27 protein-coding genes are annotated in these 26,996 nt (G+C 61.9%); 11 read left to right on the top strand and 16 right to left on the bottom strand.

Translation table 11 applies throughout. The annotated features are described in order from the left end of the window. Positions 1-64 precede the first annotated feature (64 nt). From MOV14_RS02230 to MOV14_RS02220, 3 genes are read right to left on the bottom strand one after another with little or no spacing between them, the layout of a single operon-like run. Positions 65-919, bottom strand: a complete 855-nt coding sequence (locus MOV14_RS02230) for an ABC transporter permease (RefSeq protein ID WP_318537604.1) — start codon at positions 917-919, stop codon at positions 65-67. Continuing rightward, a complete protein-coding gene (locus MOV14_RS02225; RefSeq protein WP_318537603.1) occupies positions 882-1,721 on the bottom strand; it encodes an ABC transporter permease in 840 nt (279 codons plus the stop codon). The genes MOV14_RS02230 and MOV14_RS02225 overlap by 38 nt, the downstream gene beginning before the upstream one ends. Next, complete coding sequence (locus tag MOV14_RS02220; protein ID WP_318537602.1) at positions 1,702-2,709, bottom strand: ABC transporter ATP-binding protein; 1,008 nt, start codon at positions 2,707-2,709, stop codon at positions 1,702-1,704. The genes MOV14_RS02225 and MOV14_RS02220 overlap by 20 nt, the downstream gene beginning before the upstream one ends. A gap of 112 nt (positions 2,710-2,821) precedes the next feature. Here MOV14_RS02220 and MOV14_RS02215 point away from each other — a divergent pair, with 112 nt between their 5' ends. From MOV14_RS02215 to MOV14_RS02200, 4 genes are read left to right on the top strand one after another with little or no spacing between them, the layout of a single operon-like run. Then, a complete protein-coding gene (locus tag MOV14_RS02215; protein WP_318537601.1) occupies positions 2,822-3,265 on the top strand; it encodes a PadR family transcriptional regulator in 444 nt (147 codons plus the stop codon). 37 nt (positions 3,266-3,302) lie between these two features. Beyond that, positions 3,303-4,877 carry a COG1361 S-layer family protein gene (locus MOV14_RS02210; protein ID WP_318537600.1) on the top strand — a complete coding sequence of 525 codons (1,575 nt, stop codon included), beginning with the start codon at positions 3,303-3,305 and terminating at the stop codon, positions 4,875-4,877. Then, entirely contained in the window at positions 4,874-6,052 is a 1,179-nt protein-coding gene (locus MOV14_RS02205) for an ABC transporter permease (RefSeq protein WP_318537599.1), read from the top strand. The genes MOV14_RS02210 and MOV14_RS02205 overlap by 4 nt, the downstream gene beginning before the upstream one ends. Further along, positions 6,045-6,776, top strand: coding sequence for an ABC transporter ATP-binding protein (locus MOV14_RS02200; RefSeq protein WP_318537598.1), 732 nt, complete (start codon positions 6,045-6,047; stop codon positions 6,774-6,776). Before MOV14_RS02205 ends, MOV14_RS02200 begins: the two co-directional genes overlap by 8 nt. On the opposite strand, the gene MOV14_RS02195 is transcribed toward MOV14_RS02200, so the two are convergent. Continuing rightward, a complete protein-coding gene (locus MOV14_RS02195; protein WP_318537597.1) occupies positions 6,773-7,105 on the bottom strand; it encodes a hypothetical protein in 333 nt (110 codons plus the stop codon). The genes MOV14_RS02200 and MOV14_RS02195 overlap by 4 nt on opposite strands. Positions 7,106-7,719: 614 nt before the next feature. Beyond that, positions 7,720-8,946, bottom strand: coding sequence for a hydrogenase formation protein HypD (hypD, locus tag MOV14_RS02190; RefSeq protein WP_318537596.1), 1,227 nt, complete (start codon positions 8,944-8,946; stop codon positions 7,720-7,722). 77 nt (positions 8,947-9,023) lie between these two features. Here hypD and MOV14_RS02185 point away from each other — a divergent pair, with 77 nt between their 5' ends. Continuing rightward, positions 9,024-10,982 (top strand): molybdopterin-dependent oxidoreductase, encoded by a 1,959-nt coding sequence (locus MOV14_RS02185; RefSeq protein WP_318537595.1) that lies wholly within the window; start codon positions 9,024-9,026, stop codon positions 10,980-10,982. Here MOV14_RS02185 and MOV14_RS02180 read toward each other — a convergent pair. Beyond that, positions 10,957-11,250: a ferritin family protein gene (locus MOV14_RS02180; RefSeq protein ID WP_318537594.1), complete on the bottom strand. Its 294-nt coding sequence runs from the start codon at positions 11,248-11,250 to the stop codon at positions 10,957-10,959. The genes MOV14_RS02185 and MOV14_RS02180 overlap by 26 nt on opposite strands. A 35-nt stretch (positions 11,251-11,285) precedes the next feature. Continuing rightward, entirely contained in the window at positions 11,286-11,744 is a 459-nt protein-coding gene (locus tag MOV14_RS02175; protein ID WP_318537593.1) for an NUDIX hydrolase, read from the bottom strand. A gap of 285 nt (positions 11,745-12,029) precedes the next feature. Here MOV14_RS02175 and MOV14_RS02170 point away from each other — a divergent pair, with 285 nt between their 5' ends. Beyond that, entirely contained in the window at positions 12,030-12,167 is a 138-nt protein-coding gene (locus MOV14_RS02170; protein WP_318537592.1) for a hypothetical protein, read from the top strand. Between the two features lie 45 nt (positions 12,168-12,212). Next, positions 12,213-13,208 carry a hypothetical protein gene (locus tag MOV14_RS02165; protein ID WP_318537591.1) on the top strand — a complete coding sequence of 332 codons (996 nt, stop codon included), beginning with the start codon at positions 12,213-12,215 and terminating at the stop codon, positions 13,206-13,208. 77 nt (positions 13,209-13,285) lie between these two features. Here the strand turns inward: MOV14_RS02165 and MOV14_RS02160 are convergent, their stop codons facing one another. After that, complete coding sequence (locus tag MOV14_RS02160; RefSeq protein ID WP_318537590.1) at positions 13,286-13,525, bottom strand: hypothetical protein; 240 nt, start codon at positions 13,523-13,525, stop codon at positions 13,286-13,288. A gap of 97 nt (positions 13,526-13,622) precedes the next feature. On the opposite strand from MOV14_RS02160, the gene MOV14_RS02155 reads away from it, so the two are divergent. Next, on the top strand, positions 13,623-14,117 hold the full coding sequence (locus MOV14_RS02155; protein ID WP_318537589.1) for a nitroreductase family protein: 495 nt from the start codon (positions 13,623-13,625) through the stop codon (positions 14,115-14,117). Here MOV14_RS02155 and MOV14_RS02150 read toward each other — a convergent pair. From MOV14_RS02150 to MOV14_RS02130, 5 genes are all read right to left on the bottom strand, one after another. Next, positions 14,035-14,532 (bottom strand): YkgJ family cysteine cluster protein, encoded by a 498-nt coding sequence (locus MOV14_RS02150; protein ID WP_318537588.1) that lies wholly within the window; start codon positions 14,530-14,532, stop codon positions 14,035-14,037. The genes MOV14_RS02155 and MOV14_RS02150 overlap by 83 nt on opposite strands. A gap of 3 nt (positions 14,533-14,535) precedes the next feature. After that, positions 14,536-15,432, bottom strand: coding sequence for a VIT1/CCC1 transporter family protein (locus tag MOV14_RS02145; RefSeq protein ID WP_318537587.1), 897 nt, complete (start codon positions 15,430-15,432; stop codon positions 14,536-14,538). Positions 15,433-15,474: 42 nt separating this feature from the next. Further along, the gene (locus MOV14_RS02140; protein WP_318537586.1) at positions 15,475-16,413 is read right to left on the bottom strand and encodes a carbohydrate kinase family protein; all 939 of its coding nucleotides are present in this window, start codon (positions 16,411-16,413) and stop codon (positions 15,475-15,477) included. 2 nt (positions 16,414-16,415) lie between these two features. Further along, complete coding sequence (fba, locus tag MOV14_RS02135) at positions 16,416-17,228, bottom strand: class I fructose-bisphosphate aldolase (protein ID WP_318537585.1); 813 nt, start codon at positions 17,226-17,228, stop codon at positions 16,416-16,418. Positions 17,229-17,420: 192 nt separating this feature from the next. After that, the gene (locus MOV14_RS02130) at positions 17,421-18,998 is read right to left on the bottom strand and encodes an NAD(P)H-hydrate dehydratase (RefSeq protein ID WP_318537584.1); all 1,578 of its coding nucleotides are present in this window, start codon (positions 18,996-18,998) and stop codon (positions 17,421-17,423) included. Between the two features lie 249 nt (positions 18,999-19,247). On the opposite strand from MOV14_RS02130, the gene MOV14_RS02125 reads away from it, so the two are divergent. Next, entirely contained in the window at positions 19,248-20,552 is a 1,305-nt protein-coding gene (locus MOV14_RS02125) for an MATE family efflux transporter (RefSeq protein WP_318537583.1), read from the top strand. Here the strand turns inward: MOV14_RS02125 and MOV14_RS02120 are convergent. The 3 genes from MOV14_RS02120 to MOV14_RS02110 form a co-directional block, all read right to left on the bottom strand. Further along, positions 20,549-21,541 (bottom strand): AIR synthase family protein, encoded by a 993-nt coding sequence (locus MOV14_RS02120; RefSeq protein WP_318538117.1) that lies wholly within the window; start codon positions 21,539-21,541, stop codon positions 20,549-20,551. The genes MOV14_RS02125 and MOV14_RS02120 overlap by 4 nt on opposite strands. Before the next feature lie 18 nt (positions 21,542-21,559). Further along, the gene (locus MOV14_RS02115; protein WP_318537582.1) at positions 21,560-22,048 is read right to left on the bottom strand and encodes an ECF transporter S component; all 489 of its coding nucleotides are present in this window, start codon (positions 22,046-22,048) and stop codon (positions 21,560-21,562) included. A gap of 723 nt (positions 22,049-22,771) precedes the next feature. Further along, on the bottom strand, positions 22,772-22,912 hold the full coding sequence (locus MOV14_RS02110; protein ID WP_318537581.1) for a hypothetical protein: 141 nt from the start codon (positions 22,910-22,912) through the stop codon (positions 22,772-22,774). Between the two features lie 326 nt (positions 22,913-23,238). On the opposite strand from MOV14_RS02110, the gene MOV14_RS02105 reads away from it, so the two are divergent. Next, on the top strand, positions 23,239-24,741 hold the full coding sequence (locus MOV14_RS02105) for a transposase (RefSeq protein WP_318537580.1): 1,503 nt from the start codon (positions 23,239-23,241) through the stop codon (positions 24,739-24,741). Positions 24,742-24,946: 205 nt separating this feature from the next. Further along, positions 24,947-26,887, top strand: coding sequence for a DNA polymerase domain-containing protein (locus MOV14_RS02100; RefSeq protein ID WP_318537579.1), 1,941 nt, complete (start codon positions 24,947-24,949; stop codon positions 26,885-26,887). Positions 26,888-26,996 lie beyond the last annotated feature (109 nt).

Raw genomic sequence — 26,996 nt, 5'->3', positions numbered from 1 at the left:
GTTAAAAGCCCATTCCTGGGCTTTGCGTTGGCGGATCAGGGCTTGAGCTTAGATGCCGCGTGGCCTAGTACTGCCCGAGCTCCCCAGTCCTTTTGAGCCTCCGCTCGATGGCGTAGATCGAAGCCAGCCCTGCGGCAACTAGCGCCGCCGTAAGCGCAAGGAGCAGCGCCCACTCGAGCTCGACGGGCAGCAGGGTTGGCGTGCGGAGGGCGTGGTACCTCAAGAGCTCTGATAGGTACGTGAAGGGTATTGCCAGCGAAACCAGCTGGAGCTCTCTAGGCAGGCTTGAGACCGGGAAGAAGACCCCGCTGAGTCCCAGTATCACGAACTGCAGGATGTTGTTCAGGGGGCCGACGTTCTTGTACTTGAGCACTAGTGCCCCGTAGATGAGGCCGAAGCCCATAGAGGTGAAGAGCCCGACCAGCAGGACCGCGGCGACCGGGAGGACATCGTGCAGTATCACGCTTGTGCCGAAGAGAAGCACGAAGAAGAAGTAGGTGTAGGCTAGCGTTAGCCCTAGGCCCACGATCCTCGAGAACAGGTTCCTCGAGAAGAGGACGGCGCGGTTGGCGTTGGTGAGGAGGATGAACTCGAGCGTTCCGGTCTGCTGCTCCCGCCTTATAGCCATCCCGAAGCTCCATAAGCCGGCCGAGACAACGTCCCATAGGATCATTGCCCAGAAGAACATGTTGAGGACCTTAGGGTCGCTCCACTCCTCTCTGGGGAGGAACATGAGTATTGGGAAGAGTAGGAGGACGAGCCACGCGGGCGTCGTTATGATGTCGGAGACTAGCCACGCAGGGTACCTGAAGTAAGTTTTTAGAGCAACTTTGGCGGTCCAGGAGATCTCGAGCGCCAGCGCTCTTATGCCTCTCACGAACCTAGTACTTCGATAGCTCGCCCCTCCTCCTCGCCTCATCCTCCCACCTCGTGTAGGTGAGCCGGCCAAGGTAAAGGTAAGCTAAGCCTAGCGAGACCATGATCCCTACTCTTTCGGCCAGATTCAGGCTCGAGGAGCCGCCGGCGACTATGCCTCTCAAAACCTGCGTGGCGTGCGTCGTGGGGAGCAGCGCGGAGACCGCTTGAACCACCCGCGGGAACACCTCCAGGGGGTAGTAGTAGCCCGAAAGCATGGCGATGAAGGCGTTAACTGTGCTGGCCACAGCCCACACTTCCTTGAACCTGACCGTGAGGGCTGCAACCACGAGCCCCAGCCCCGCTAGGGGAAGGAGGCCCAGGAGAAGGACGAGCGCCGACTCGACCCACTCCACGGGGCTGAGAAGGGATCCTTGTAGCGCAACGACGACGGTCAAATCGATCGTGAACACCAGGAGCATGAGAATAGACTGGGCAACAGCATGCAGCAACCACACCACCACGGTGCTATTGGGGGTCAGGTAGTGGAGCTCGAAGGTTCCGATGAGCTGCTCTTCTCGTATCACGCTGGACGTGTTCTCAACCATCACCATGCTCGCGATCATCAACACCCCTCCGAGAGTCATGTACAGGATGGGGTTCTGAACCCCGGTGTTCGAGGCAAAGTTCGCCGTAGCTGATGGGCCGGCGACCGCGTAGCCGATCCCCACGAAGAGGCCTGACATCATGAAGGGCAATGCCAGGACCATGAACAGGCTACCAACGTACCTTGTCAGGAGCTTGGCCTCCTTGGTTAATATGCCCCTGAAAACCCGCAGAATACCATTACTGTTCTTCGCCGCCAAGCCTCTCACCCGTGTAGTAGACGAAAACGTCCTCAAGCGTGGGCTCCACGGTCCTAACGCTCAGGATCTTCAAGTCTGTCCTAAGCAGGGTGCTTAGAACATCCTTCAGGACGTGCCCACCGTCGAAGATCACCCTGATGCTTGCCCTTCCCGATGACGGGTCGACAACTTGAGACGCGTAGTTCAGTACGCCGTCCACGCTCTTGAGGGCAGGCACCTGTCCATCGTCATGCAGCCCGAGAACCTCAACCTCGACGACGTTGTGGTTCGATATGCTTCTCTTGAGCTCCGAAGGGTTGCCTACGGCTATTATCCTCCCCTTGTTTATGATCGCCACTCTGTCCGACAGCACGTCAGCCTCGAACATGTTGTGCGTAGTGAGGAGAATGGTCTTCCCTTGCTTCTTCAGCTCCGTGACGACCTCCCGGACCTTCCTTGCCGAGTTGGGGTCGAGGCCTATCGTCGGCTCGTCAAGGAAGAGTATCGGGGGGTCGTGCAGCAGAGCCCGAGCTATGTTTAGCTTAGACTTCATGCCGGTGCTGTACTCCTCCACCAGCCTGTCGGCATCCTCCTCCAGGCCAAGCAGGGACAAAAGCTCGTCGACTCTGTCCTTCGCCCAGCCTGGGTCCAAGTGGTAGAGGCTCGCGAAGTACAGTAGGTTCTCCCTCCCGCTGAGCTTCCAGTAGAAGCCACGGTCGCTGTAGAGGCTCACGCCTATGCTTTCCCGAACTCTTCTCGCCTCCCTGACGACGTGGTACCCGTTCACCCAAGCCTCGCCGGCGTCGGGTAAAAGTAGCGTGCTCAGGATCTTTATTGTGGTCGTCTTGCCAGCTCCGTTTGGTCCGAGAAGCCCGAAGATCTCACCTCTTCTAATCTCGAACGAGACCCCGCTGAGCGCCTCGACTGTTCTCTTCCTCCCGCGGAAGATCGCTGAGCCCTCGCGCGTGGTGAACCTCTTAACTAAGCCCCTGGCTTCCACAGCGTGCATCGAGGACCACCTGTATATGTAACTCCCATCTTATATATCTTTTGACTATTACAGATTGTAGCCATGCCAAACCCATTTAACACCCCCTGCAGGTTATCGGTTACTGATATAAATGCACGTGTTCATGGCGCGCTTCGCGAAAAACCCGCTCCGAGTGCTGGTACTGACGCTGCTGAGAAACAAGCCGATGAGCGGCATCGAGATCATAAGCCAGGTAGAGGCCATAACAGGGGGGCTTTGGAGGCCGTCTCCCGGCGCGGTCTACCCCCTGCTCCACGAGCTCGAGCGCGAGGGGCTGGTGAAGCACACAGAGGTAGGGGGGCAGAAGGTTTACAGCCTCACCGACAAGGGGCTCGTCGAAGTGGAGGAGTGCGGCTTAGGCCTGAAGCCGGCCTCTATCGAAGACGTGCTACAGGTGATGGAGGGGTACGTGGATTTCCTGAGAGACTTCTCCGCACGCACAGCCCTCAGTAGCGAGCTAAAATCCAGGATCTCGAGGATCGCTAAGGAGCTCGATGAAATAGCAGGCCGCAACGCGTACACCGGAAATACATAAAGCTTATTAACTGCGAAGGCTTGTATCGGTGACCGATATGAGGGAAAAAACCCTAGCTGTACTGTCCGCTATTCTGATACTCGTAGCCATCGCCGCATCAGCTCCCCCGATCCAGCCCTCAACCGCGAGCACGAGGGGAGGCACCGTTTACGTATTCAACGTAGAGTCCATCAGCGTGACTGGCGGCTCCGGCACCACGCGGACTGTGACCGTAACGCTCTCGTACTTCGGGAAGTACACGCTGCTAGCCTCCTCCATTGCGCTGCAGCCTCAGTGCAACGCGAGCGTCCTCTCGGAGCAACCCGTCCAGCTGGGCTCCTGGAGGCCCGGCACAGCAAAGGTCGCCACCTTCACGCTTGACGGCGCCCGCGCCCCTGCAGTCTGCCCCGTGAAGCTGCTTATCACGTGGGAGGACAGCTGGGACGACGCTAGCAGCATGAACACTCAGGCAAGCGGGTCCACGAGCCTCGACGCGTCGATCACGGCCTGCTGGTCCGAGGATCTGCGCGTGAGCCTGATGCCCCAGATGGTTTACATGAACTCGATCAACGGAGTGCTCCTCGACGTGGTGAATAACGGCTCCTCAACCCTGAGGAAGGTCTCGGTCACCGTCACTGGTCAGGGGGTCACGATCCTGAACGCCTCCGTCCCCCTAACCTACCAGCTTCAGGAGCTTCCAGCCGGCGCGCACTTCACCGCCCCGCTGAGCGTTGTACCCCAGTCCAGCTTCCCAACGGTGACGGTCACGCTATCCTACGTCGACTGCACCGGCAACGCTAAGACAACGGCTTACAGCATACCACTGTACGCGAGCCAGGGCCAAAGCATCCTTGTGGTGCCCTCTCCGTCAAGCGTCCTCGCCGGCTCGAGAAGCAACGTCACGCTCAACGTCATCAACCTCGGGAGCGTCGAGGCGAGCAACCTCCAGGTGATCCTAAGCCTCCAGGGCAGCCCGCTCGCAATTGACCCGGTGATGGCTAACCTGGGGAGTCTGAAGCCAGGGGAGACGAAGTCATTCACCGTCCGCGTGGACGTACCAAGCACCGCTTCGGCGAGCGTCCCTGTAACCTACCAGGCGGTCTACTACACGCCCGGCGGAGGGCTGACCTTCACCCAGGGCTCCTTCACGCTCTTCATCCTCCAGCGCTCAAGCCTCTCGATCACCTCGATCGAGGTCGTGCCTCAGAGGGCTGAGGTAGGCACCAACGTGGTGTTCGCGCTCAGCATAATCAACGACGGCACGTACCCTGTCTACGCGGTCAACGTCACCGCTTACCCGCCAGAGGGCCTAGCCTCAGCCAGGTCCCTGTACACCTTCCTCGGCCAGCTGAACCCCCAGGTTCTGACGAGCGTGCCATTCACCTTCAGGGCGGTGAAGGAGGGTAGCTACGAGGTGAGGTTCAGGGTCACGTACCGCGACGCTTACGGCAAAACAGCCTACGTGGAGAGGACGGCTGTCGTCGAGGTCGTCCCAGCTTCCTCAGCCCCGTCAAGCAGCAGCTCGCAGCACTCGTCCTCCAACGGCTACTTGGCGCTTCTGGTCGTAGCTGTCGTTGCGGTTGCGGGGCTCTACCTCTACTGGAGAAGACAGCGGAGGGGTGCGGCTGGTTGAAGGCATCAGACTACTTCTACCTGGCCTTCACCAGCATTAAGGAAAAGCGGGGCAGGGCTTTGGGAGCAATCATAGGAGTCATGATAGCCGTCGTGGCCCTCAGCGCGGCGCTCGGCATAGGCGAAAGCTTCCAGAAGAGCTTCGTGGAGCAACTGCAGAGGACTATAGCGGCCAACAGCATCATCGTGACGGGGGGCTACGCAGGCGGCTTCACGGACGCCGACATAGCCTACTTCAAGAGAATACCGGGGGTGAAGGATGCATTCGGTATAGCCATGACGACGGGAACAGTGTACGCTTCCGGTGGAGAGCAGTCCGTCACAATAGTGGCGATAGACCCGCAGCACCTCCCCATCTACCTAGGCGTGTCGGATATGTCCCAGGTGGTGGAGGAGGGCTCTCTGGAGCCCAACGGGCTCGGCGTACTCGTCTCGAACAACCTCTGGAGAGACCCCAACACAGGTCAGAAGCTGCTCGACGTCGGCTCTTCCCTCGTGGTACGGCTCCGCTCCAAGGACGCCCAGCTGGTAGTGGTGGGCCTCATGAAGCAGGCCTCGACGATAATGGGCGGCCCAACAGGATCTTATTACATTTACATGGATCCCAGTGCGTACTTCAGCTACGTCTCGAACACTAGGAACTACGGTGGCGTCATAATACTCGTCTCAGACCTGAATAGGCTCAACGAAATAACCAGCGAGGTCAAGGCGGTTGCGCCGCCGGGGTCGAACATAATATCCGCGGCCGCGATGGTCAGCCAGTTCACAGCGCTGGTCGGGGCGCTCCAGACGTTCATAGCCCTTATATCCGCGGTCGGCATGGGGGTCACGGCCCTCTGGATATTCGACAGCACCACGATAAGCGTCGTGCAGAGGACTAAGGAGATAGGCATACTAAAAGCCCTGGGGTACACCAGCAACGATGTCCTGCTGATATTCCTCCTCGAGGCCGTCATCGTGTCGGCTATAGGCATAGCCGGCGGCCTCGCCCTCGCCGCCATAGCCTCGCTCCTAGTTAAGATACCGATGTTCACCTTCGAGCTGAGGCTGACCCTCTCCCCCAACGTACTGGCGACATCGTCCCTATTACCGCTTGCGATGAACGCCCTAGCCGCGTACATACCGTCTAGGAGAGGGGCTGCGCTTCGACCGGTGGAGGCGCTCAGGTATGAGTGACATCATAAGGCTCGAGAACGTCTGGAAGATCTACGATGGCTCAACAGGCCAGGTCATCGCCGTAAAAGATGTCACGATGAGCGTGAAGCAGGGCGAGTTCTTCGCGATAATCGGGCCCAGCGGGAGCGGCAAGACGACGACCCTTCACCTAATCGGGGGCCTTGACCGGCCGACGCAGGGCAGGATCACCGTTGCCGGGGTCGACATAACGTCGCTGAGGAGCGACGAGGAGCTGAGCAGGTACAGGAACGAGACCGTCGGCTTCGTGTTCCAGCTCTTCTACCTAATCCCGAGGCTCAGAGTCGTGGAGAACGTCGAGCTACCTCTCATAAAGAAGGGCATCCCGAGAGAAGTGAGGAGGAGGATGGCCCTAGAGGCCCTGAGGATGGTGGGCCTTGAGGGCGTCGAGTGCAAGTTCCCGAATCAGCTGAGTGGGGGTGAGCAGCAGAGGGTGGCGATAGCCAGGGCCATCGTCTCCAAGCCAAAGATCCTGCTGGCGGACGAGCCCACGGGCAACCTCGACGCCACGAACTCCCAGATGGTGATGGACCTCTTTAAGAAGCTGAACAGGGAGCAGGGCATAACCATCGTCATGGTGACCCACAACCTCGAGCTCATCTGGAACTGCAACAGGGTGGCGAGGATGCACAGCGGCTCGCTGGTAGACATCTACACTCCTGACAGGTACGATGAGCTCATCGCGAGCTTCGTGAAGAAGGGCTAGGCTAGAAACCTCTCAAGCCCCCAGCCCCTGCTGGACTCGAGGTCGGCTCTTATCTTTTCCACGAGGTCCTCCCACCTCATGCTCCCCTCGATGGCCCACCGGGCTATGAGGGGGGTGTACGGCTTCAGGAATGCGAGGAACCTGGGCCATGTGAAGCCCAGCCTCCGCAGCTCGCTACCCCAACTACCCCAAAGGTGCCTGGCGAAGAGGTTGCCGCTCCACACGGCGACGCCCGCGGCGCGGGGACCGAGATCCCGGGAAAGCGCCTTGAACAGCTCGTTGATACGGGTTTTAACCTCTACGGGCTCGGGTGGAGTCTCCAGTGGCAAACCCAACACTCCATTTTAGCTAAACCGCGCTCGTGAAATAAGTATTTTTCACGTAAACCTCCAGCAGCTCGGTTAAAGAAAGCTTGAGGGAGAACCGCGCGCAACCCGGATCAAGCCTTAAACCGCGGCAATACCCCCGGTTTCACGCTCTTAATTTACGGGTTTTTGCACGATTTAAATCCCGCTGGAAGGCGAGCCCCTTAAGCCTCTCTTTCTCCTTGGGACTCAGCGGGTTTGACATGACTAGATTGATGACCCTATTGGCTTCCCGTATAAGTAGGCGGGCGGACTGAGGCCTCAGAACACTCTCTGAAGCTAAGTACTCGATGAAGAACTCCTGTGGATCGTGAACGCTACCCCCAGCCTGCCTATCTTCGCTTTCACGCCCTCGACTGCGTCCTCGATTCTTTCGAGTCTGTGATCTATTTCCCGAAGCCTATATTTAATGCTCTCGAACCCCCAGCCAGTACGCCAAGCCCACAATTGTCGCTAAGCACCCAATACCTCCATAGCCGAAAGCAGCGCATGGACGTCTACCATCTCGTCTCTGTCTCTTCAAACGAAGTGCACGTCTTGGTGGAGCGGAATCAGTGTTTTCACGATGCCTGAGCCCCCTACTTCAACCCGAGCTCGCGTGCAATGTCATCCGCGACGCCGCCGCCCCCGAACCGGGCCCAAACCGCGCATGTCCCCTCCAGCGAAACCATGCAGGGCCCGTAGGGCTTCTCGGGGGTGCACTTCTTCAGGAACATGGGGCAGTCCGTTGGCTTCGCCTTGCCCAGGGTGACCTCGGCGCACCGGCAGCCCGGTGGGGTGTCCTTCCTCCAGTCCTCCGGCTTCAGCTCCGGGATGCCGAACTGCTTGAAGGCGTCCAGGCTCGAGAAGGCTTCCCTGAGCCTCAGGCCGCTGAGCGGCAGGAAGCCTATCCCGCGCCACGCGTCGTCGACGGCGTAGAAGGCCTTGTGGATCATGGCCTGGGCCTTGAGGTCCCCGGCCCACGTCACAGCGCGGGTGTACTCGATCCTCACCCTGGCCTCCCGCCTGGCGAGCTGGCTGAGAATCTCCGCTATCGACGCGAGGACGTCAATGGGCTCGAACCCCGAGACGACGACAGGGATCGAGTAGTTCTCGGCGACGGGCTCCCAGGCCTTTGCACCGGTTATGGTGGAGACGTGCCCGGGGGCGATGACGCCCATGACGGGCGGCTCTGGCGGCTTCTCGCGCAGGATGTCGAGCGAGTAGAACATCGCCGGCGGCGTGAGCTTGACGAGGCTCAGCAGCTTGAGGTTCTCGGGTACGTGCCCGCTGAGCACCGCCTGAGCGTAGCCCGGGGCGACAGTCTCGAAGCCTATCCCGAGGAACAGGGAGTCCTTGCCGTGCCTCCTCGCGTCCCTGACGGCATCGGGCAGGCCGGTCACCATCTTGACGTCCGCCCCCCTGCTTCTCGCCTCTTCCAGGGAGTAGAAGCCCCGCACCTCGTTGATCGTCCTCAGCTTGAACGTGTCCCCGTACGTGTACACCCTCACGCCGTCCAGCGCGAGCCTGATAGCCTCCTCGATGTACCTCGATGGCGTGACGCAGACGGGGCACCCGGGCCCCGCGACCAGCTCAAGCCCGTCGGGCATGAGGCTCCGTAGCCCGAAGTGCACTATGGTCCACTCGTGGGTGCCGCAGAAGTCCATGATCTTCAACCTGTCGACCCCGAGGACCCTCGTGGCCTCGCGGAAGCGCGAGTGGATGACGTCAACAAGCTTCCTGGCCAGCTGCTCGTTCCTCCTAAAAGCCTCCTCGATCAGCTGGGTCCTGGCTATGAGCTCAGCGGTGCTCGTTGCAGAGTCCACGGTGTCGTAGCTCGCTTATCGTGATTTATCATTTCCGCCGGTCAAGCTTTTAATAGGCGCCCGGCGCTCACATCGAGATGAACCCTAGAGCAGTTGTAACCGCCTGTCCGAGGGACTGCTACGACACCTGCTTCATAGAGGTCGATACCCGAACCCTGGAAGCGAGGGCCAGCCCCCTCAACCCCGTCACCCAGGGCTTCCTGTGCCCGCGCGGGAGGGCGGACAAGGCTAGAGTCCTCTCGGAGGAGAGGGTTCTGTACCCGCACGTCAGGGCCAGCGGCAAGGGTTCGGGGTTCGTGCGCGCCTCGTGGGACGAGGCCCTCGATCTCGTCGCCTCGAGGCTGAGGCGGGTGCTGGAGGAGCACGGGCCCGAGAGCGTTCTGCACGTCGAGTACGCGGGGAACATGGGGCTTCTGACGTGGTACTACCCGCAGAGGCTCTGGAACAGGATCGGAGCCGCTAGAACGGACTACAGCATCTGCAGCAGGAGCGGGCACGAGGCGCTGTCGCTCCACTACGGGCTGAGCTACGGCAGGCCCCCAGAGGACATGCAGGGCTCAAGGCTCCTCGTTTTCTGGGGCTTCAACGCCGCGGTGAGCGCGGTCCACCTGTGGCAGCTGGCGCTCAAGGCAAGGTCCTCCGGGGCGCTCATCGCAACCGTCGACCCGCGCAGGAGCGAGACGGCCAAGAGGAGCGACCTGTTCGTCCAGGTGAAGCCCGGGACCGACGTCGCCCTCGCGTACGGCGTAGCAAGGGAGATCATAGAGATGGGGCTCGTCGACGAGGTGTTCGTGGCGAGGTACACTTACGGCTTCGAGGAGTTCAAGGAGGAGGCCTTGAGGTGGACCCCGGAGCGCGTCGAGAGCATTACAGGCGTTCCCCCGAGCACTGTGAGAAAGCTGGCGGAGTCCTACGGCGCGCTCAAGCCGAGCGTAACGCTCATCGGGTTTGGTGTGCAGAAGAGCAGGCAGGGCGCCGAGGTCGTGAGGGCCGTCTCGCTGATTCCCGCCCTAGTGGGCGTCCACAGGGGGTTCTACTACTCGAACAGCAGGGGCTTCTACGTCAACTACAGCGCTCTTACGCTGGAGGACACCTACAGGCCCTCGAGGGTCGTCAGCCAGGTGGCCCTCGCGGACCTCGTTGAGAGAGGCGAGTTCAAGTTCATCTTCATCTACAACTCCAACCCCGCCCTAACGCTCCCCAGGTCTGACAAGCTGGCCAGGGGCTTCTCGAGGGAGGACGTCTTCCTGGTGGTGCACGACACCCACTGGACCGAGACGGCTAGGATGGCGGACGTGGTGCTACCGGCCCCCACATTCTACGAGAAGGACGACGTCGTCATACCCTACAGCCACCGCTACGTCGTCTTCTCCAGGAGGGCGCTGGAGCCCCTAGGGGAGTCGCGTGACGAGGTCTGGCTCACCTGCGCCCTCGCCGAGAGGCTCGGCCTCCCCGAGGTCTGCGCAGACCCCATCCAGGCGCTAAGGTCGGCCCTAGAGGGAGCCCTGGAGGGGAGCTTCGAGGACCTCCTGAGCGGGAGAGTGTTGAGGCTCAGGTACCGCCCCCTAGACGAGTACCAGACCCCCAGCGGGAGAATAGAGCTCTACTCAACGGCCGCCGCACAGCGGGGGCTGAGCCCCCTCCCGGTGCAGGCTGAGGCGGGAGGCGAGGGCTTCGTGCTCCTGAACACCGCTCTTCCCCTCTACACCCACACGCAGTTCCGGGACGTCTATGGGGAGATCCCCCCGGTCGTGCACGTAAACCCTGAGGACGCTCGGAGCCTGGGGTTGGCTGAAGGCGAGGTCGTCGAGGTGTTCAACGAGAACGGGGTCGTCGAGCTGAGGGTGCACGTCACGAGCGACGTGCCGAGGGGCGTCCTCTGGTCCCCCCGCGAGCTCGTAGGCCTGAACGGGAACCCCCAGAACGTCCTCGTTAGCGCGGAGACTCAGCCAATCGGAGGAGGCCCCGTCTTCAACTCGACGACGGTGATAATCAGGAAAAAGGAGTTAGCTACTTCTCCCCTGAGAGCTCCCTAACCTCCTCCTCGCCCGCCTCCAGCTCCTTAACCTGCTCGGGATCGATTCTCTTGAGGAGGGAAAGGAACTCGCCCACGTGCGTCTTCTCCTCCTTCGCCACGTCCATGAAAACCTTCCGGACGAGAGGGTCGTCTGACGCGCTGGCAAGCTGGACGTACAGGTTGATCGCGTCCAGCTCCGCTATAATGGCGAGCCTCAAGGCCTGCGCGATCTCCTCCCGGGAGAAACGCCTCCCAGGGGGGACTTCAAGCGGGTTCTTCGACAGCATATGCAACCTAGCGCGCCGCACCTATTTATCATTTTTCACCCGAAGATTGGCACATACCTAACACCGCTGCGAAGAACCTCCCCCACTATCATCCTCGTGGACCTAGCCACGTCACCCCTCCCAGTAACCTCAGCTGCGTCAAACCACCCCACGTCGACAGCGTCGCCACCTGGCCTCAGCTCCCCCGAGAGCCGCGAAGAGTCGAACACAACAGCCACGAGAACATAGTGGAACCTAACACCCCCGTTCTCCCTCACAATGATATCAGCCACCCCAGCCACACCCAGCACCGGCGCAGACAACCCCGTCTCCTCGAAGAGCTCCCTTGACGCGGCCTCTGCCACACCCTCACCAGCCTCCACAGCCCCACCCGGCAGAGCCCAGAGCCCGGCACCCGGCTGACCACCCCTCTTAACGAGCAAAACCCTCCCGTCGCGTACCACAAGCGCGCTCACACCGGCGATAGCATAAGCAGGAAACTCACGCCCAGACATCGAAAAACCCAACAAAAAAACTAAAATAAAAAGCAAGCGCTTTAACGAATCGAAGAGGGCGCAAGCCTCCTCCCCTCCGCCTGGCAAAGCAAAGCCAACATTCTCAATCCCGGTTTAGCCAGATCAAATTCTTTCATTTTAAGAACATTATTCTGAAAGCAGGTTTCCGGGAAAAATAAAAACGCGAAGAGAATCTTGCTGTAAAATGGAACTCAAATCAAGCACTTAATGATACAAAGTAAAAAGATTTTTCCCCGTGAACCACGCACATGCAGCTCGATAACCATGAAACCATGGCTCAGAATATTCCTCGAGCAGCTCAAAACCCCAGCCGTACTCGCGATCCTGATCTTACTCGCCCTGGCGGCTGCAACAGGCATCGCCGATTCGGCAAAGAACAGCCCGTTTCCGACTCCGAAGTGAAGTTTTAAATACTGGTTTTTTCCCTTTGTTTTTTGGCTGAGGGGAATGGTTGTTAGGGTTGACGTTAAGAGGCTACTTTACGCGCTCCCCTATTCGAGGACTCTGCGCGAGCTAGCCAGGAACGCAAAGGTCTCGCACACCGCTGTCAGGCGCGTTGTAAAAGAGCTCTCGAAGGAGGGTGAGTTCCGCGTCGTAACGGATGATAATTTCTACAACCTCACGAGGATCGTGGCTTTCGTAGACAAGGTACCCGAGAGGCTGCCATTCGGCACCACAGGCGTTAGGACTCTAACCTCACTCGAGGGCAGGAAAGTCCTAGTCATGGCCTACCTCCCCAGGCCCCTAGCTGAGGACTACATCAAGAGCCTCTCCGAGGAGGCCCACGTCCTAGACTGGTTCGCCTCAACAGACTACGTCGCCTGGCTGCTGCACCCCGAGCTAGAATCCATAGCGCCAAAGGATTTCGACAGCCTTGTTGACAGGGCACACGAGCTCATACCCCCAAGGACCAACCTCAGGCCCCTCCCAGTCCTCGACCAGATCGACCTAGTGCTGCTCTGGGGGAAGCTCCTCCTAGGCCCCTTCGCGAGGCCCACCGAGATATTCAACCGCCTACTCGCTGAGGGCGAGAGGGTTGAGGCGCCGTCGAAGCAGGTGCTCAGCTACCACTACCGCGTCCACATCCAGCCGGGCTGGAGGTACAACACCTACTTCAAGTACACCAGCCAGGAGGAGCTACCCTTTACCGCGTACTACATGAAAGGCAAAGAAGCAGAGAAAGTAGCCAGGGCGCTGGCACTACTACCTAGGCTAGGGATGTCTATCATCGGCCAGGGCAAGGCGCTCTACCTAGGCCAGCCGCTCTGCGCATACCACCCACTCCTCGTCGAAATACCACAGACCTACGTCGTAGAGCCACTAACAATGTACATGAAACTAAACCTGTATACTCGTGTGCCCGAGCTCTGGAGGCTGCTAGACCCAGAGACCAAGCGCTGGCGCTGGGTAGAGCAGAAGATCGAGCTTAAGCTTCAGCAATAAGGGCCTTTTTCTCCTCTCTTTTCTCCAAGACGACGTAGACTTGGCCCTTCCTCCTCATTACCTTGGCGTTGAGCCTTTTAGCCAGCGCGTGCTCGACCTGCTGTAGAATAGCTGCGACACCATCCAGTTAGGCGGCTTGCACCTGTGCGCTGAGCCCGTATGGTCGGGAACTCCAGGGTGCCTTTCACGTACGAGGTGTAGGCGTACCTGACCAGGGTCCTTAGCTTCAGGGTCAGCGTCCTGGACTTCGCGCCCGCTAGGAGCTGCGAGGCTACGAGCTCCACCTGCTTCAGCATGATCTGCCTCTCGTCGAGCATTATGAGATAATGTAAACTTGGACTCTTATAAATGTTTCCGTTAAAAAGCTTAGAACTTCAGAAAAGAATATGTAAGCCTGTTTACATTGTTCCCTGTATGCCGGATTGCTCGGAGTTCCTCCTCTCGAGGAGGAGCGTTCGGAAATTCACGGGCGAGCCTGTCCCCGAAGAGCTCGTCCGCAGAGCCCTCGAGCTCGCGCGCTTCGCGCCCAGCGCCCACAACCGGCAGCCCTGGAGGTTCTACGTCGTCCGCGACAAGTCCAAGCTGGAGCATCTCGCGAGGATACACAGGTGGTCTAAGCCCATCGAGGGGGCCCAGCTGGCCATCGCGGTTTTCTCGGACTCATCAGCCTCCCCCGACTCCCACCTTGTCGACGGCTCCATCGCGGCAACGTACCTCTGGCTGGCCCTCCACTGCGTCGGGCTGACAACCGTGTGGATATACACCCTCAACGCGGTCGAGGAGATACGCAGGATCCTGGGCGCCCCCAGCAACCTCTACCCGATAGCTATCTTCCCCGTCGGCTTCCCCGCTGAATCGCCCCCGCCGAGGCCGAGGAAGCCGCTAGAGGAGCTGGTTGTGAACGTGTAGCCCCAAGCTCCAGGCCCCAGCTCTCCTTCAGGAGCAGCGGGAACTTCTCCACGAGCGAGCCGCACCTCGCGACGACGTCCATGGTCACGGAGGCGGCCCTCGGGCAACGGGGGTCCGCATGCACCCACGTGCCCGGCGAGTAGACCAGGGGGTAGAGCCTGCAGGCAAGGGGCCTGTCCTCGTACACCCTGCACCTACCGGTCGCCTCCTCGAGGAACACGCAGGCGCCGTTAACCCTCTTGAGGACCGGCACTCCCTCAACCCACTCCACGTAGCCCTCGACGTCGCCCAGCATCGCCTTTAGCCTCTCGTAGTCCTCTCTCAGGAGGGGCACCACCGCGTTCCGGCAGCACTTGGCGCAGAACGCTCCGCCCGCTCTGCAGTCAACCCTGACCTCGCAGTCGAGGCCGGGCATACTTTACAGGGAGAGCCCCGTGACGCTCTTCACCAGCTCCCCGAAGAAGTACCCTATGGTCACCACCAGGAATATGACGCCCACGTTCTCGAGGTAGTCCCTGGCGAAGGCCCTCTCCATGATCACAGAGCTGTAGAAGGAGAAGAAAGCCAGGATCAAGAAGGCCAGGAGCAGGGACGCTGCGAGGGCGGATACGATTGGTAGTCCCAGGAGGAACGGCGCCGTGAGGAGGACGACCGTCAGCATGTACATCACCCCCGTGACCGCCGCGGTGGAGCCCGGGGACTTCCCCCTCTCCTGCTTCGACTGCAGGTACGCCGCCGCAGCCATCGACATGCTGGCGCTCACCCCGACGATGAGCCCGGCGATCCCAGTGTAGATCGAGGAGGAGGTGTAGCCTAGGAAGCCGGCGTGGACCCCGGAGAGCTCGATGATAGCGTCGCTCATCCCGAGCGCGATTGCGCCAAGGTGGCGCACGGCGAACTCCTCGATCTGGTTCGCGAGGGCGTTTTCGTGGCTCCTCTCATCCTCAATGATCCTCTCAAGGATCCTCGAGTCATCCTCAGCGAGGGCTCCGGACTTCAGGACCTCCTCGTACTCAGCCACCACGTCCCCCTCGTGCCTCTCGAGGAGCTTTATCGTGAAGACCTTCCCGAGGAGCCTGGAGGTAAAGTTGAACAGCCTCAGCCTGAAGGTTTCTCTCGGGCCCAGCTTAACCTCGTCGGACAGCCTCTTCCAGAACTCGTAGTGCATTCTCTCCTGCTTAGCCATCTCCAGCAGGATGCTCTTGTTGGCAGGGTTCCGCTCGCGCTCAGCCATCGCCTGGTAGAGCAGAGAGTCGAAGAGCTCGTCAAGAGCGAACTCCCTAGCCCTCTCGGCTAGCGAGGCACCCCTAGCCATGAGAAACACCGAGTTACACGGACCAGCGGGGTGATTTATCTTTTAGCCCTGGGGCTCGAAGCCTATCTTCCTGAGCTCGGCCTCAACCTCCTGCATCGTGGGTATCTCGTGCGAGCCGAGCCGAGTCACCTTAATGCCTGCCACGACGGTGGCGAACCTCACCGCGTCCCTCAGGGGGTACCTTTTCAGGCCCATCAGGATCCCGGCGGCCAGCGCGTCGCCGGCTCCCGTGGTGTCGACGACCCTTCCAGGCAGGTACGCGGGGGCCTCGAACTCCTCGTCCCTTGTGGAGACGTAGACGCCCTTGCCGCCGCGCTTCACGACGACTATCCTGGCACCGGCCTCGAGCAGGGCGTCCGCAGCCCTCCTGAGGTCCTCCTCCCCCGTGATCTCGCGGACCTCTATCTCGTTCGGGAGAACCAGGTCGGCCAGGGAGATGATGGGCCTGAGCTTCTCAAGCCCAAGCTTCGCCTGAACCCTCCCGGGGTCCCATGAAACGAAGGCCCCCTTTTCCCGAGCGACCCTGGCGGCGTGGGTGGCGGTGTCGATCCTGAGGCTGGCGATGTGGACGAACTTCGTCTTCTCGAACACGCTCGTGTTCACCTCCTCTGGAAGAAGCTCCTCGGCGACACCCTTGTGCCCGTACATGATGATCTGGCCCGTGGAGTCAATGATTACTATCGTGAAGCCTGTCTTGCCGTTCATAGCCTGGATCTTCACGTTGGAGACGTCTACGCCCTCCCTCACGAGGTCCTCGAGCGCGTTCTTGCCGAAGTCGTCGAACCCTACCTTGCCGATCACCGTGGACCTCCCGCCCAGCCTCCTGACGCCGATAGCCACGTTGGCCGCAGAGCCCCCGACGCCGTGGCTCTGGCTGCTGATCCTGCTCTCCCTGTCGGGCGTCGCGAAGCGGTCGACGCAGAACCTCAAGTCGAGGAGGATGTGGCCCACGGTGACGACGTCGTAGCCGCTCTGGGACATCCCTACTCAGCCCTCTTCAAAGCCTCCTCGGGCTCTAGGCCCTCGTGGACCACCGCCGCGATGGCCCGGGCCGCCCCCCTCGGGTTCTCGTGCTGGAATATGTTCCTGCCCACCACGACCCCCTGGGCGCCGGCGTCCATGACGCTCTTGACCACGTGGAGGAAGTCCAGGAGGGTCTTCGCCTTAGCCCCGCCGCTCATGAGCACTGGGACGCCCGCCGCGACCTCGACGACCCTCCTGAAGCTCTCCGTGCTACCCGTGTAGTAGGTCTTGATCAGATCCGCCCCGCTCTCGATAGCCGCCCTAACGCCGTAGCGCACAACCTCGACGTCGTACATGTTCTTGATGGTGGGCCCCCTGGGGTAGGAGAGCTGCAGGCAGGGCAGCCCGTACTCCTCGGCCGCGCTCTTGACCGCGAACCACTGCTCCAGCATCTTGTCCTCGAACTGGCTGCCCCAGTAGACCGTAGCCGCCACCGCGTCGGCCCCGAGCCTAACGGCGTCCTCAACCCAACCGAACTGGCTCTGTAGTAGCCTCTCCTGCTCCGGCCTCAGGCTCGTCTTGCTCGTTACCTTGACGATGAGGGGCACCTTGCCGGCCCACACCTCGCTCGTCAGGTACGCCATCCCCGGGAGGAGCATGACCGCGTCCACCTCGCCGACGACCTTCTCGAGTATCTTCCTCGGGTTGATCGTCTCGCCTGGGAAGTCCGCTGGGCCGTGCTCGACGCCGTGGTCGAACGCGAAGATCAGGCTCTTCCCGTCGGGAAGTATCCTTCCGAGCCTCAACCGCTTGCCTACAGATGCGTAGCTCATTAACTGCACCTCTTCTCTAGGGCTAAATACTCCTATTTTTAGGATACTTAATTACGGAGAGTAATACCGTTCAAGGCCCCCAGCGGCGCGCGTTTGAACACGTCTTCGAACAAGGTCTGGGCAGGGCGGGAGAGGCTTTACCGCTAACCCTGACCAAAGAAAAGCGATAACCTGTCCAGCCCGGCACGGCGCTCAGATCTCGGCTAGGGCGTAGAGCGACTGAACCTCCTCTAAGCTCTCCCTGAGGAGCTTCAGGGCTCGCGGGAGCGCGGCCATTATGCGGGAGGCGGTGACGCCGTCAACCCCCTTCTCCACCGCAACTAGGTCGCCCGCCATCCCATGCACGAAGACGCCCATCCTGACGCTGTCTTCGACGCTGAAGCCTAAACCGTACATGGCGGCGATCGCCCCCACGAGCACGTCCCCCGAGCCGGCCTTAGCCATCCCAGGGTTGCCGGTCATGTTCACGAAGACCCTCCCGTCCGGGGTGCCGATGAGCGTGTGCGCTCCCTTAAGCACGATGTATGCGCCCAGCTCACTGCAGGCCCTCCTGAGCACCCCGATCCTGTCGCGCCGGATGTCGTCGACGCTGAGCCCCGTCAGCCTAGACATCTCCCCGAGGTGGGGTGTGAGCACAGTAGCCTCCCGCCTGCCCTTGACCACGTTCAGGCTCCTCGAGACCGCGGTGAGCCCGTCGCCGTCGACGATCACAGGCTTCTCAACCCTCGCAACAAGGTCCCGGACAAGCTGTGCGGTCTCCTCGTCCGTGGAGAGCCCCGGCCCCACGACCACGATGTCAGCCCACTCGGCCAGCTCGAGGATCCTGTCCAAGCCGCCGCGTGACAGGGAGCCGCTGGGCGTCTCGGGGAGCCCCTCGTACACGACCTCGCTCGCCCGCGAGGCAAGGTGGGGGACGATCGAGGAGACCGTGGCCAGCCTCGAGTACCCTCCCCCCGCCATCAGGAAGGACATGGAGGCGAAGAGTGGGGCCCCGAGGTAGCGCCTCGAGCCGGCCACGAACAGGGCCTTCCCGTAGTCGCCCTTGTGTGTGTCGGGCCTCCTCTGGGGCACGGGTAAAGGCTCGTTCGTCTCAATGCTCAGCGACGGGTCCTCGAGGAGCTCCCTCGGGTAGGATATCCTCGCGACGTAGACTTCCCCGGCCAGCTCGGCCCCTGGGTAGAGGAGGAGCCCGGGCTTCGGGAGGCCGAAGGTCACGGTGTAGTCGGCCCTGACGGCCGCGCCCATCACCTGACCCGTGTCGCCGTTAACCCCAGAAGGTATGTCCACGCTCACGACGAGCGCGCCGGAAGAGTTCACGGCCTCGATAGCCTCCCTGTACACCCCCTCAACAGGCCTGTTAAGCCCTACACCGAACAGGGCGTCGACGGCGACGTCAGCGTACTCCAGCGCCTCCCGCAACTGCTCGAGCCCCTCAGGACCCAAGACCCCTTGAACCCTAACCCCGCACCTCCTAGCCCGCTCCAGGTTAACCTGTGTAAGGCTGCTCATCCTCGACTCCTCCCCGACGACGAAAGCCTCGACGTCCGCCCCCTCCGATGCCAGGTGCCTGGCCGCCACGAGCCCGTCTCCCCCGTTGTTCCCGACGCCCGCCACCACGGCCGCGCTGATGCTCCTGGTCCCGAACACCTGCAACACCAGCCTCGCCACCGCAGCGCCGGCGTTCTCCATCAGAATCTCGTGGGAGATCCCGTACCTATCGCTAGCTTGCTCGTCGATTCGCCTAATCTCCTCGACGGTGGCCACCTTCATTTCTATCAGCTTTAATCTCGGGGCACCGCCTTATACCGTTTTGCCATGTAGCAGATGAGCCGGGCCGCTCAAACAACCAGTTGGGGCGTCTCCACTTCGCTCCACGGGGTCTGAGTGTACGGTGAAAGTGAAACCGCCTAAAAGCTGCGGCAACGGGTCGCAGGTAGCTCCGTGCTGAGCCTGCGGGACGGCGTAGCGCTCACTGGGGGTTAAAATGTATTTATTGTCAGGGGCCATTGTAGGGATCCGATGAGCAGTAAGACGGTGAGCGGTCTAGCGCTACCCATATTGATCAGCGTGCTCGCGGACTCGCTTCTAAGCCTCGTCGCCCTAAGCGTGGTCTCACGTCTCTCCACGGCCGCTGTGGCCGCCACCGGCCTCGTCTCCTACCTCTTCTTCCTGGTGAACGCGCTGTCCACGGTGTTCACGGGCGGGCTCATGGTCGTCGCCTCCCAGGCTATCGGGGCGGGTGACCTCGAGGCCGCCGGCAGAGCCACTGGGGAAACCATTCTCCTCTCCATCCTATCGGCCTTAGTCACCTTAGCCACAGCCACGGCTTGGCTGCCCGGCTACTTGGCCGCGGTGTCGGCTGGGAACGAGGAGGTCGTGCGGCTCGCCCTTGAGTACGCGCAGGCCCGGCTGCTCTCGCTACCAGCCCTAATGGTCAACGTGAGCCTAAGCGCGGCCTACAGGAGCGCCGACAACCCCTGGCCCAGCGCCTACTCCTCGATCATAAGCGTCTCTACGGGCTCCCTGCTGATCCCGGCCCTCACTCTGGGCGCGCCGGGGCTCCAAGCCATGGGCCTGAGGGGGGCTGGCCTCGCCACGTCCCTGGCGAGCTACGCTGGCCTCTCGGCGTACGCCGTCTGGAGGCCCCCGTTCAGGATAAGCCTCGCTTTCCCCAGCGCCCTGAGCCTCAAGGTGCTCGTGCTCGGCGCGCCGACTGCCCTCGAAAGGTTCGTCGCGAGCGTCGCCCAGAACATCTACATCAACGCGGTGGCTAGGGGCGGGGAGGTGGCCCTCGCAGCCCACAACATAGGGATCACCGTCGAGTCGCTCGTAATACAGCCCAGCTTCGCCGTCAGCCTCGCGGCGCTTGTGAGAGCGGGGCAGAACGTGGGCGCCGCTAGCATCGAGGAAGCGGAGAGGAGCCTCAAAGAAGGCGTGAAGATAGGGGTCCTGTGGATGGGCGCCGCCGCACTCGTGCTGGCTCTGATCTCGCCGCTCGTCGGCCACCTGTTCACCGACGACCCGGAGGTCGCTAGGATGGTCCAGATCTACCTCATCCTGGCTGCGGCCAGCGAGGTAGGCCTAGGCGTGAGCAGCGCCATATACGGGGCTGTCAGGGGCATGGGCAGTGTGTGGCTCCCGCTCGCCATAAACAGCTTCACGGTGGTGTTCCTCAGGGCCATACCGGCTCAGATCCTCGCATCTAGGTACGGCGCGGTGGGGGCGTGGGCGACGCAGAACACGGACATGTACGGGCGCGCACTGCTCGCGCTGCTCACCTGGAAGCTGCTGGGGCCGAGGAGGCTGGCTAAGAAAGTGGTTTAGGTTTCCCCGTAGAGCCTCCAGAGCTCGTCGACTACTGGCTCCAGGATCCTCTCCACGGACCCGTCCCGCCTGTAGAGGGTAACCCCTTCGCCTCTCTCGAGGCGCCCTATAGGCGCCGCGGTTATACCGGCCTCTGCGAGCCGCTCGATTAGCCTGTCCAGGCTCGCCTCCTCGACCGCTATGAGGAGCGAGCCCGAGCTTATCAGCTTAAGGGGGTTCACGCCCAGCGCCCGGCAGATCTCCGCGGTCTCCTTCCTCACGGGAACCCTCTCCTCGAAGACTGTAGCCGAGAGCCCCGAGGCGATAGCCACCTCCTGGACGGCCCCGAGAACGCCGCCCTCCGTCGCGTCGTGCATCGCATGCACTCCCCCGGCTTCGACCGCTATCATAGCCTCGCGCACGACGCTCAGCTCCAGCACGAAGCCCCTAGCGCGCTCGACGACCTCCTCGCTCACCCTCCCCGCAAGCCTGTCCCCGAAGTCGCTCGCGAGTATAGCCGTCCCCTCGACGCCCGCCCCCTTCGTGAGCACGAGAACGTCCCCCGGCTTGGCGTTCGCCGTGTACACGACCCTGTCCCTCCTGGCCACCCCGAAAGCCGTGGTGGCCACTATAGGCCTGTCCAGCCTCGGCGTAACCTCGGTGTGGCCGCCGACCACAACAGCCCCTATCTCGTCCGCCGCCTCCCTGATCTGCCTCGCAATACCCAGAGCCGCCTCAGAGGTAGCCCCCTCGGGGAGCAGGATGAGCGTGGTCAGCCACCTGGGCCTAGCCCCGCGCGTCGCGACGTCGTTCGCGGAGACGTGCACCGAGAACCAGCCGATGTTCTCAACGGCGCCTGTGATAGGGTCGGTGTGCACCACGAGCACCTGGTCCCCGAGGTCGACCAGGGCCGCGTCCTCGCCCACGCCGGGCCCCAGCAAGACCGACGGGTCCGGCCTCGCAACGACCGATAGAAGCTTCCTCAGCTCGCCGTAGGGGAGCTTACCCACGGGCAACCGCAAGGCGCCTCACACCCTCCCCAGCACCCTCTTGACCGCCGGCCCCACGGTGACCGCGACAGCCGCACCCACCGCGGCCTGAACCACGTTACCGGGTAGCTCGGCGAAGGCGCCGACGCCGTAAAGCGCGTACTCCACGGCGAAGTACCCGAGAACCATCACCGCCCCGCCGACGAGGCAGCCGGCAAGCGTCCACAGCCGGCCACCCCTCCTGGCGAGGAGACCGACGACAAAGCCCTCAGCGCCCTTGATGAGGAGGGTGAAGGGGGCCCAGCTGGCGTAGCCGGACAGCAGGTCGGCCAGGGCCGACCCCAGACCGCCTGCCAGTCCCCCGACCAAGGGGCCGAAGAGCACGCCGGAGAGCATGACCATGGTGTCGCCAAGGTTGATGTAGCCGTGAGTCTCGGGCACCGGGACCTGGACGGCCATCGTGACCGCCGCGGTTAGGGCGGCCATGACGCCCGCCTCAGCTACGATCAAAGCCCTCTTAGCCCTCATACGGTGCACTAACACCGCGAGGCCCCTTATATGCATAGCAATGCTATTTTTCAGCTCTTCCCTTGTTTCCTCCCGTGCTCGACCTGCGCTTTCCCTAGCCTCTTTTAGGGCTTGGAGGGAGGCTGTGGGAAGGTGTCCGGGCGCGTGCTCAGGCGTGTAGTCATTGTAGCTGTTAAAGGCTCCCGCGCGGGGGCTGAAGCGCTTAAGAAGGGAGAGCTCAAAAAGGAAAGAGAGGAAAAGAGGCTTTACTGTATCAGCCGAGTGGCTTAATGCGGAGGTACTTTGAGAGGCTCAGCTCTCCCTGAGACCTTCCTCCTCAACCTCTCCTCCTCGACCGGCGTAGCTCGGTAGTCCGTGACTTTAACGAGCACAACATGTGTGAACGCTTATAATCTCTCTAGCGCTTAGCTTTGATGGTAGAGGTAAGCGTCGATGTCTGGGAGAGCGTTGCGAGGCGGCTGGAGCTGACTGGTCTCGCAAAGACCTTGTAGTGTCTCCGTGAGCCGAAGTCGCTCAGTAAGGCGTTATGCCGCCTTGAGGCTTATTAGGCGCGGAGCCTCAGCTGCCTCCGGTGCAGCATCACCGTAGTGATGTGCGTGCATTTTTCGCCTTCCTGACGTAGCTGTACGCGCGGAAGAAGCAGTCGCACCTGCACCTTCCGTCGCTCACCTACACGTTGTACCAGGGGTAGGTGTCGCCCAGCTCCGCTAGCCCCTTCACCAGTCAGTGCTCATTGGCCACTTTCTCCACCTTCCCAGCGAGGAGCCTGTACGTGGCCCTGTAGAACCACTCCTCAGGCTTGTCCGGGAATGAGGACTGCAGCTCGCCTAGAGCCTCCAAAAGGTCACCGTGCTCCTCGACCACCCTGCTATCGTTGCAGTAGCCGTATAGGGTTCACCTCACCAGCTCCCACGCCAGCCTGCTCTCACCGCTCCTAGACCTCAAGCGAGAGCACCCACAGCGCCCTCTCCGTGAGCGAGACGGTAACGCCGGCGGGTGCGGAGCCCTCTTCAGGGAGCCTTAGTCCACCAGCCTCAGGTAGTCACCCAGCTTAGCCGCCCTTAGTCGGCGGTTGCCCCCTTGTTTGCTGTGTTTTCACTTTCGGGGTTCATTTTCGGCGCAGGGATATAAGGCCGCGTAGCGCAACTATACGCGGGCTCAAGCACAGACAGGGCCCGGGGCTACAACATGTGCTCAGCTCCCTGGAAGTGGTAGCGTGGGGCTGGGAGAACAAGAGGGGCGGAGAGGGGCTGGTCGAGGCCTACAGGGTCTGGAGGATCAAGACTAACAATGAAGAGAGGCTGAGGCTTCAGCGGCTGTACCTCAGGGTGTCGAGCGCGGTCAAGGAGGCGTGCAAGGTCCTCAAAGAGAGGCACGGCGAGGCCTTCGGAAAGGAGCCGGAGAAGTTCAGCAACGAGCTGATCGGGGAGGCCTCGAGGATCGCAAGGCTGCCTAAGGGCCTGCTCTACTACGCTGTGGAGTGGTGGAAAATGCTCGCGGAGGCCAGGGGGAAGTCAAGGAGGCGGAGCAGGTTCACTCCGCCGCCGATGCCGCTGCTCGTCAAGGTGGTCGACAACGGCGAGAGGCTTCACGGCAAAAGCGATGCACTTGCAGTTCTTGACGCCTCCAAGGGTGCGCTACGCATCCCCAGCGTTAAGGTCGCGGTGAGGCTGAAGCCCTCGCTGGTCAAAGCGGTGCTAGAGGATATCCAGAGGTTCAGCGACGTAAAGCTCACGCTGCAACTAACGGCGAGGGGTAGGCTGAGGCTGGTGGCGCACCGTAAGGTCAAGAAAGTGTGGTGGAACGGCAACAGCAAGCTCGCGGTCATAGCCTTAGATGTGAACTCGAATCACGGGTTGTACTTGATGACCTTCGCCTTCGACGGCGAAGTCAGGCTCTTGGCTCAGCGCGTGTTTAAGCCTCCCAACACCACCATGCTGAAGCTCCTCGCGGCCATCATGCGTAGCTACTCCAAGGTTAAGAGCTGGGATGAGGCCGTAGAGAGGTTCAAGGTGAGAAGGGATGTCAGGGGGTTGCGGAGGGAGGGGAGGGGCTACGCGGTGGGGGAGGCGCTGAAGCTTGCCGAGAGGCTGAGAGCAAAGATAAACCTAACGCCGGAGAGGGCTGAGAGAATAGCTAGGCAGGCGTCGAGGAAAGTGAGGAAGCTCAACGAGGACTGGGTCAGAGGCGCGCGCAGGGAGGTGAGAGAGCTTGTGAGGAAGTTGCGGAACCAGGGTTACACTGTCGTCATCGTCGCGGACATGCCCCGGGCCGAGTCCCTGAGGGGAACGAAGCTACAGCGAACACTGCTCAGAACGGCAAAGAGGCTTGAGAACCTCGCGGCATACGAGGGCGCCAGGTGGTTCCAGCCTGACAATAACATCTCGGGCAAGCAGTGTCCCATCTGCGGGAAAGAGGGGGTGGAGGTGCAGAGAAGGTACTACCGCTGCCCGAAGTGCGGGCCTGGTCTACGGGAGGGACTGGGCCGCAGCCTTCAACGCCGCAAAGCTCTTCCTGAAGGCCTGCAAAGCCGAAAAGCAACTAGAGGCGCTGGGCCAGTGGCTCCAGAGCCACAAGACAGCCCTAACGCCGGCAGGCCCCGGCCCCAGTTCCCCCGGCTCCCCGAGCAGGGGCGGTCCGGGGGTGCCGCGCGCGGCGCGAGGAGGGGATGTGCCCGCGGCAACGCGGGCTGAAGGCCGCCCAGCCAGGGCGGCCACCCCGCAAGGGGCACCCATGACCCTAGGGGGCTCTCGGATCAGTGAAGGGGGCAGATGAGGCTAGGCGCGGCCTTATATTCACTGCCCGGGTTTTGAACGAAAACAATAAATAAGGATTTGCAACACCCCCCAGGGCTCAGCCGGCAACGGTTTTCTACGCCCAAGGGGCTTAAGCGCTGGGATGAGGGAGAGCTTCCTCTACGACGTCTCGTACTCCGACAGGGAGGCCAGGCTCTGGTTCAAGGGGCTGGACGGTGCGGTGCGCGCCGAGAAGCTCAGGTTCTACAACTACCTCCTAGTCAAGAGGGAGCAGGTGGCGGGCCTTGAACTCCCGGCTTACGACGCCGAGGAGGTGGAGCTCAAGCTCTTCCCCAGGGGCTCCTCGACCTTCATCAAGCTCTACTTCGACAGCGTTGAGGAGTACAGGCGCGCCAGGAGCGCGCTGGAGAGGCTCGGCGTCGAGACCTACGCCTCGGACATACCGGTCGCGCACAAGGTCCTCGCCGAGCGCAGAGTGACCCCGATGACCGTCCAGGGCGCACCGGACAGCGTGGAGCCGCTCCCCCTGCGGGTGATGAGGTTCTCGCTTTCGCGGCTGGAAGGCGGGAAGCTTCACCTGAGCGTCCACGCCGAGGAGGGCTTCCCCGTCCAGGGCCCCCTGGAGGAGCTGGTCGAGGCCCTGGCCTCGGAGATAAGGAGGTTCGACCCCGACCTCGTGGCCTCAAGCCTGAGCTACGCGGAGCTGAGGAGGCTGGCGGCTCAGGCGCGGCGCATGGGGCTCAAGCTGGGCAGGGGCGACGGGCTCCTGGAGGGCAGGGTCTTCGTGGAGTACAGCCTGCTCGCCAGGATCGGCCTCGCGGGGCTGGAGGAGAGGAGCAGGTTCACCGTGCTTCCACCCGCCCAGGCGGCGCGCGTCAGCTACGGGAGGATGATCGACATGAGGCAAAGCTACGTGCTCCTCACCAGGGGCTACGCCGTCCCCAGGAGGATGAACCTCAACGTGCCTGTGAGGACCGCCTGGGAGATACACCTCTACGACAGGGGAGGCCTCATCATAAGGCCCCGGCCAGGCCTCTACCGGGGAGTCGCGGTGCTGGACTTCGAGTCCATGTTCCCGAACCTGATAGTCAAGCGCAACATAAGCTACGAGACCGTCACGAGGAGGGGCGTGAGGCGCAGCCCGAGGGGCCTGCTCCCCGAGCTCATAGAGGAGGCGCTCTCCAGGAGGCTTCGCTTCAAGAGGTTCGCAAAGCTGTCGGCGGGCGAGCTGGCGAGGTGGGCCGAGGAGAGGCAGAGCGAGCTGAAGATGATCCTGGTGTCCAGCTACGGCTACAGCGGCAACAACTACAACAGGCTGGGCAACCCCCTGACCTTCGAGTGGATAAACAGGGCCTCGAGGAGGGTGATGCTCCAGGTCTTGGGCCTCGTCCAGAGGCGCGGCTACAGGGTGGTCTACGGCGACACGGACAGCGTGTTCCTCACGAAGCCCGGCGCCGAGCCCGAGGACTACGAGAGGCTCGCCCTCGAGCTCTCGGAGCGGACAGGCCTGCCGATGAGGCTCGACGCCTACTACGAGTGGCTCTTCCTGCTCCCCGAGAGGGGCGGCGCAGCCGGGGCTGCTAAAAGGTACATAGGCTTCGCTGGCGGGAGGGTTGTCGCGAAGGGCGTTGAAGCGGTCAGGAGCGGGGTGCCGGAGTTCATCAAGAGGGCCCAGCTAGAGCTTGCCCGCGCCATCGTCGAGGCGGCGCAGCGCGGGGGAGAGCTGGAGGCCCGGGCGGAGCTGGAGCTCGGGAGGCTCGCGTCCTCACTGCGCCGCGCTAGAGCCGAGGAGCTCGTGGCGGGCGCCACGCTCAGAAGGGAGGAGTACGCCGCCAGGACCCCGGCCTTCGTGGCCGCCCAGCAGCTCAGGGCTAAGGGGTACAGCGTGACGGTGGGGGACTACGTCGAGTACGTTTGGGTCGACTCGCGCAACCCGAACCCCTACCTCAGGGTCCAGGCTTGGAGGCTGTACGACGGCAGGGGCCTGGACATGGCGAAGTACGAGGAGATGCTCACGAGGGCTCTATTACCCCTGCTGAAGTCAGCCAAGGTTGCCTCCGCGCGAATCCCCGGCAACGCCTAGCACGTTCTCCGAGGTCCCCGAGCCCCAGCCTAAAACCTCGCAGTCTCGATAGCTACGAAAACCCTGCTTGTAAGCAAGGGTTGTGCAGGGCCCTTAGGGAGGGCGCTCA

Origin of the sequence: Infirmifilum sp. NZ (genome assembly GCF_022693705.1) — an archaeon.
In the GTDB taxonomy this organism is placed as follows: domain Archaea; phylum Thermoproteota; class Thermoprotei; order Thermofilales; family Thermofilaceae; genus Thermofilum.
The sequence above is the reverse complement of the archived record's forward strand: the minus strand, read 5'-3'. Positions and strand labels throughout refer to the sequence as shown.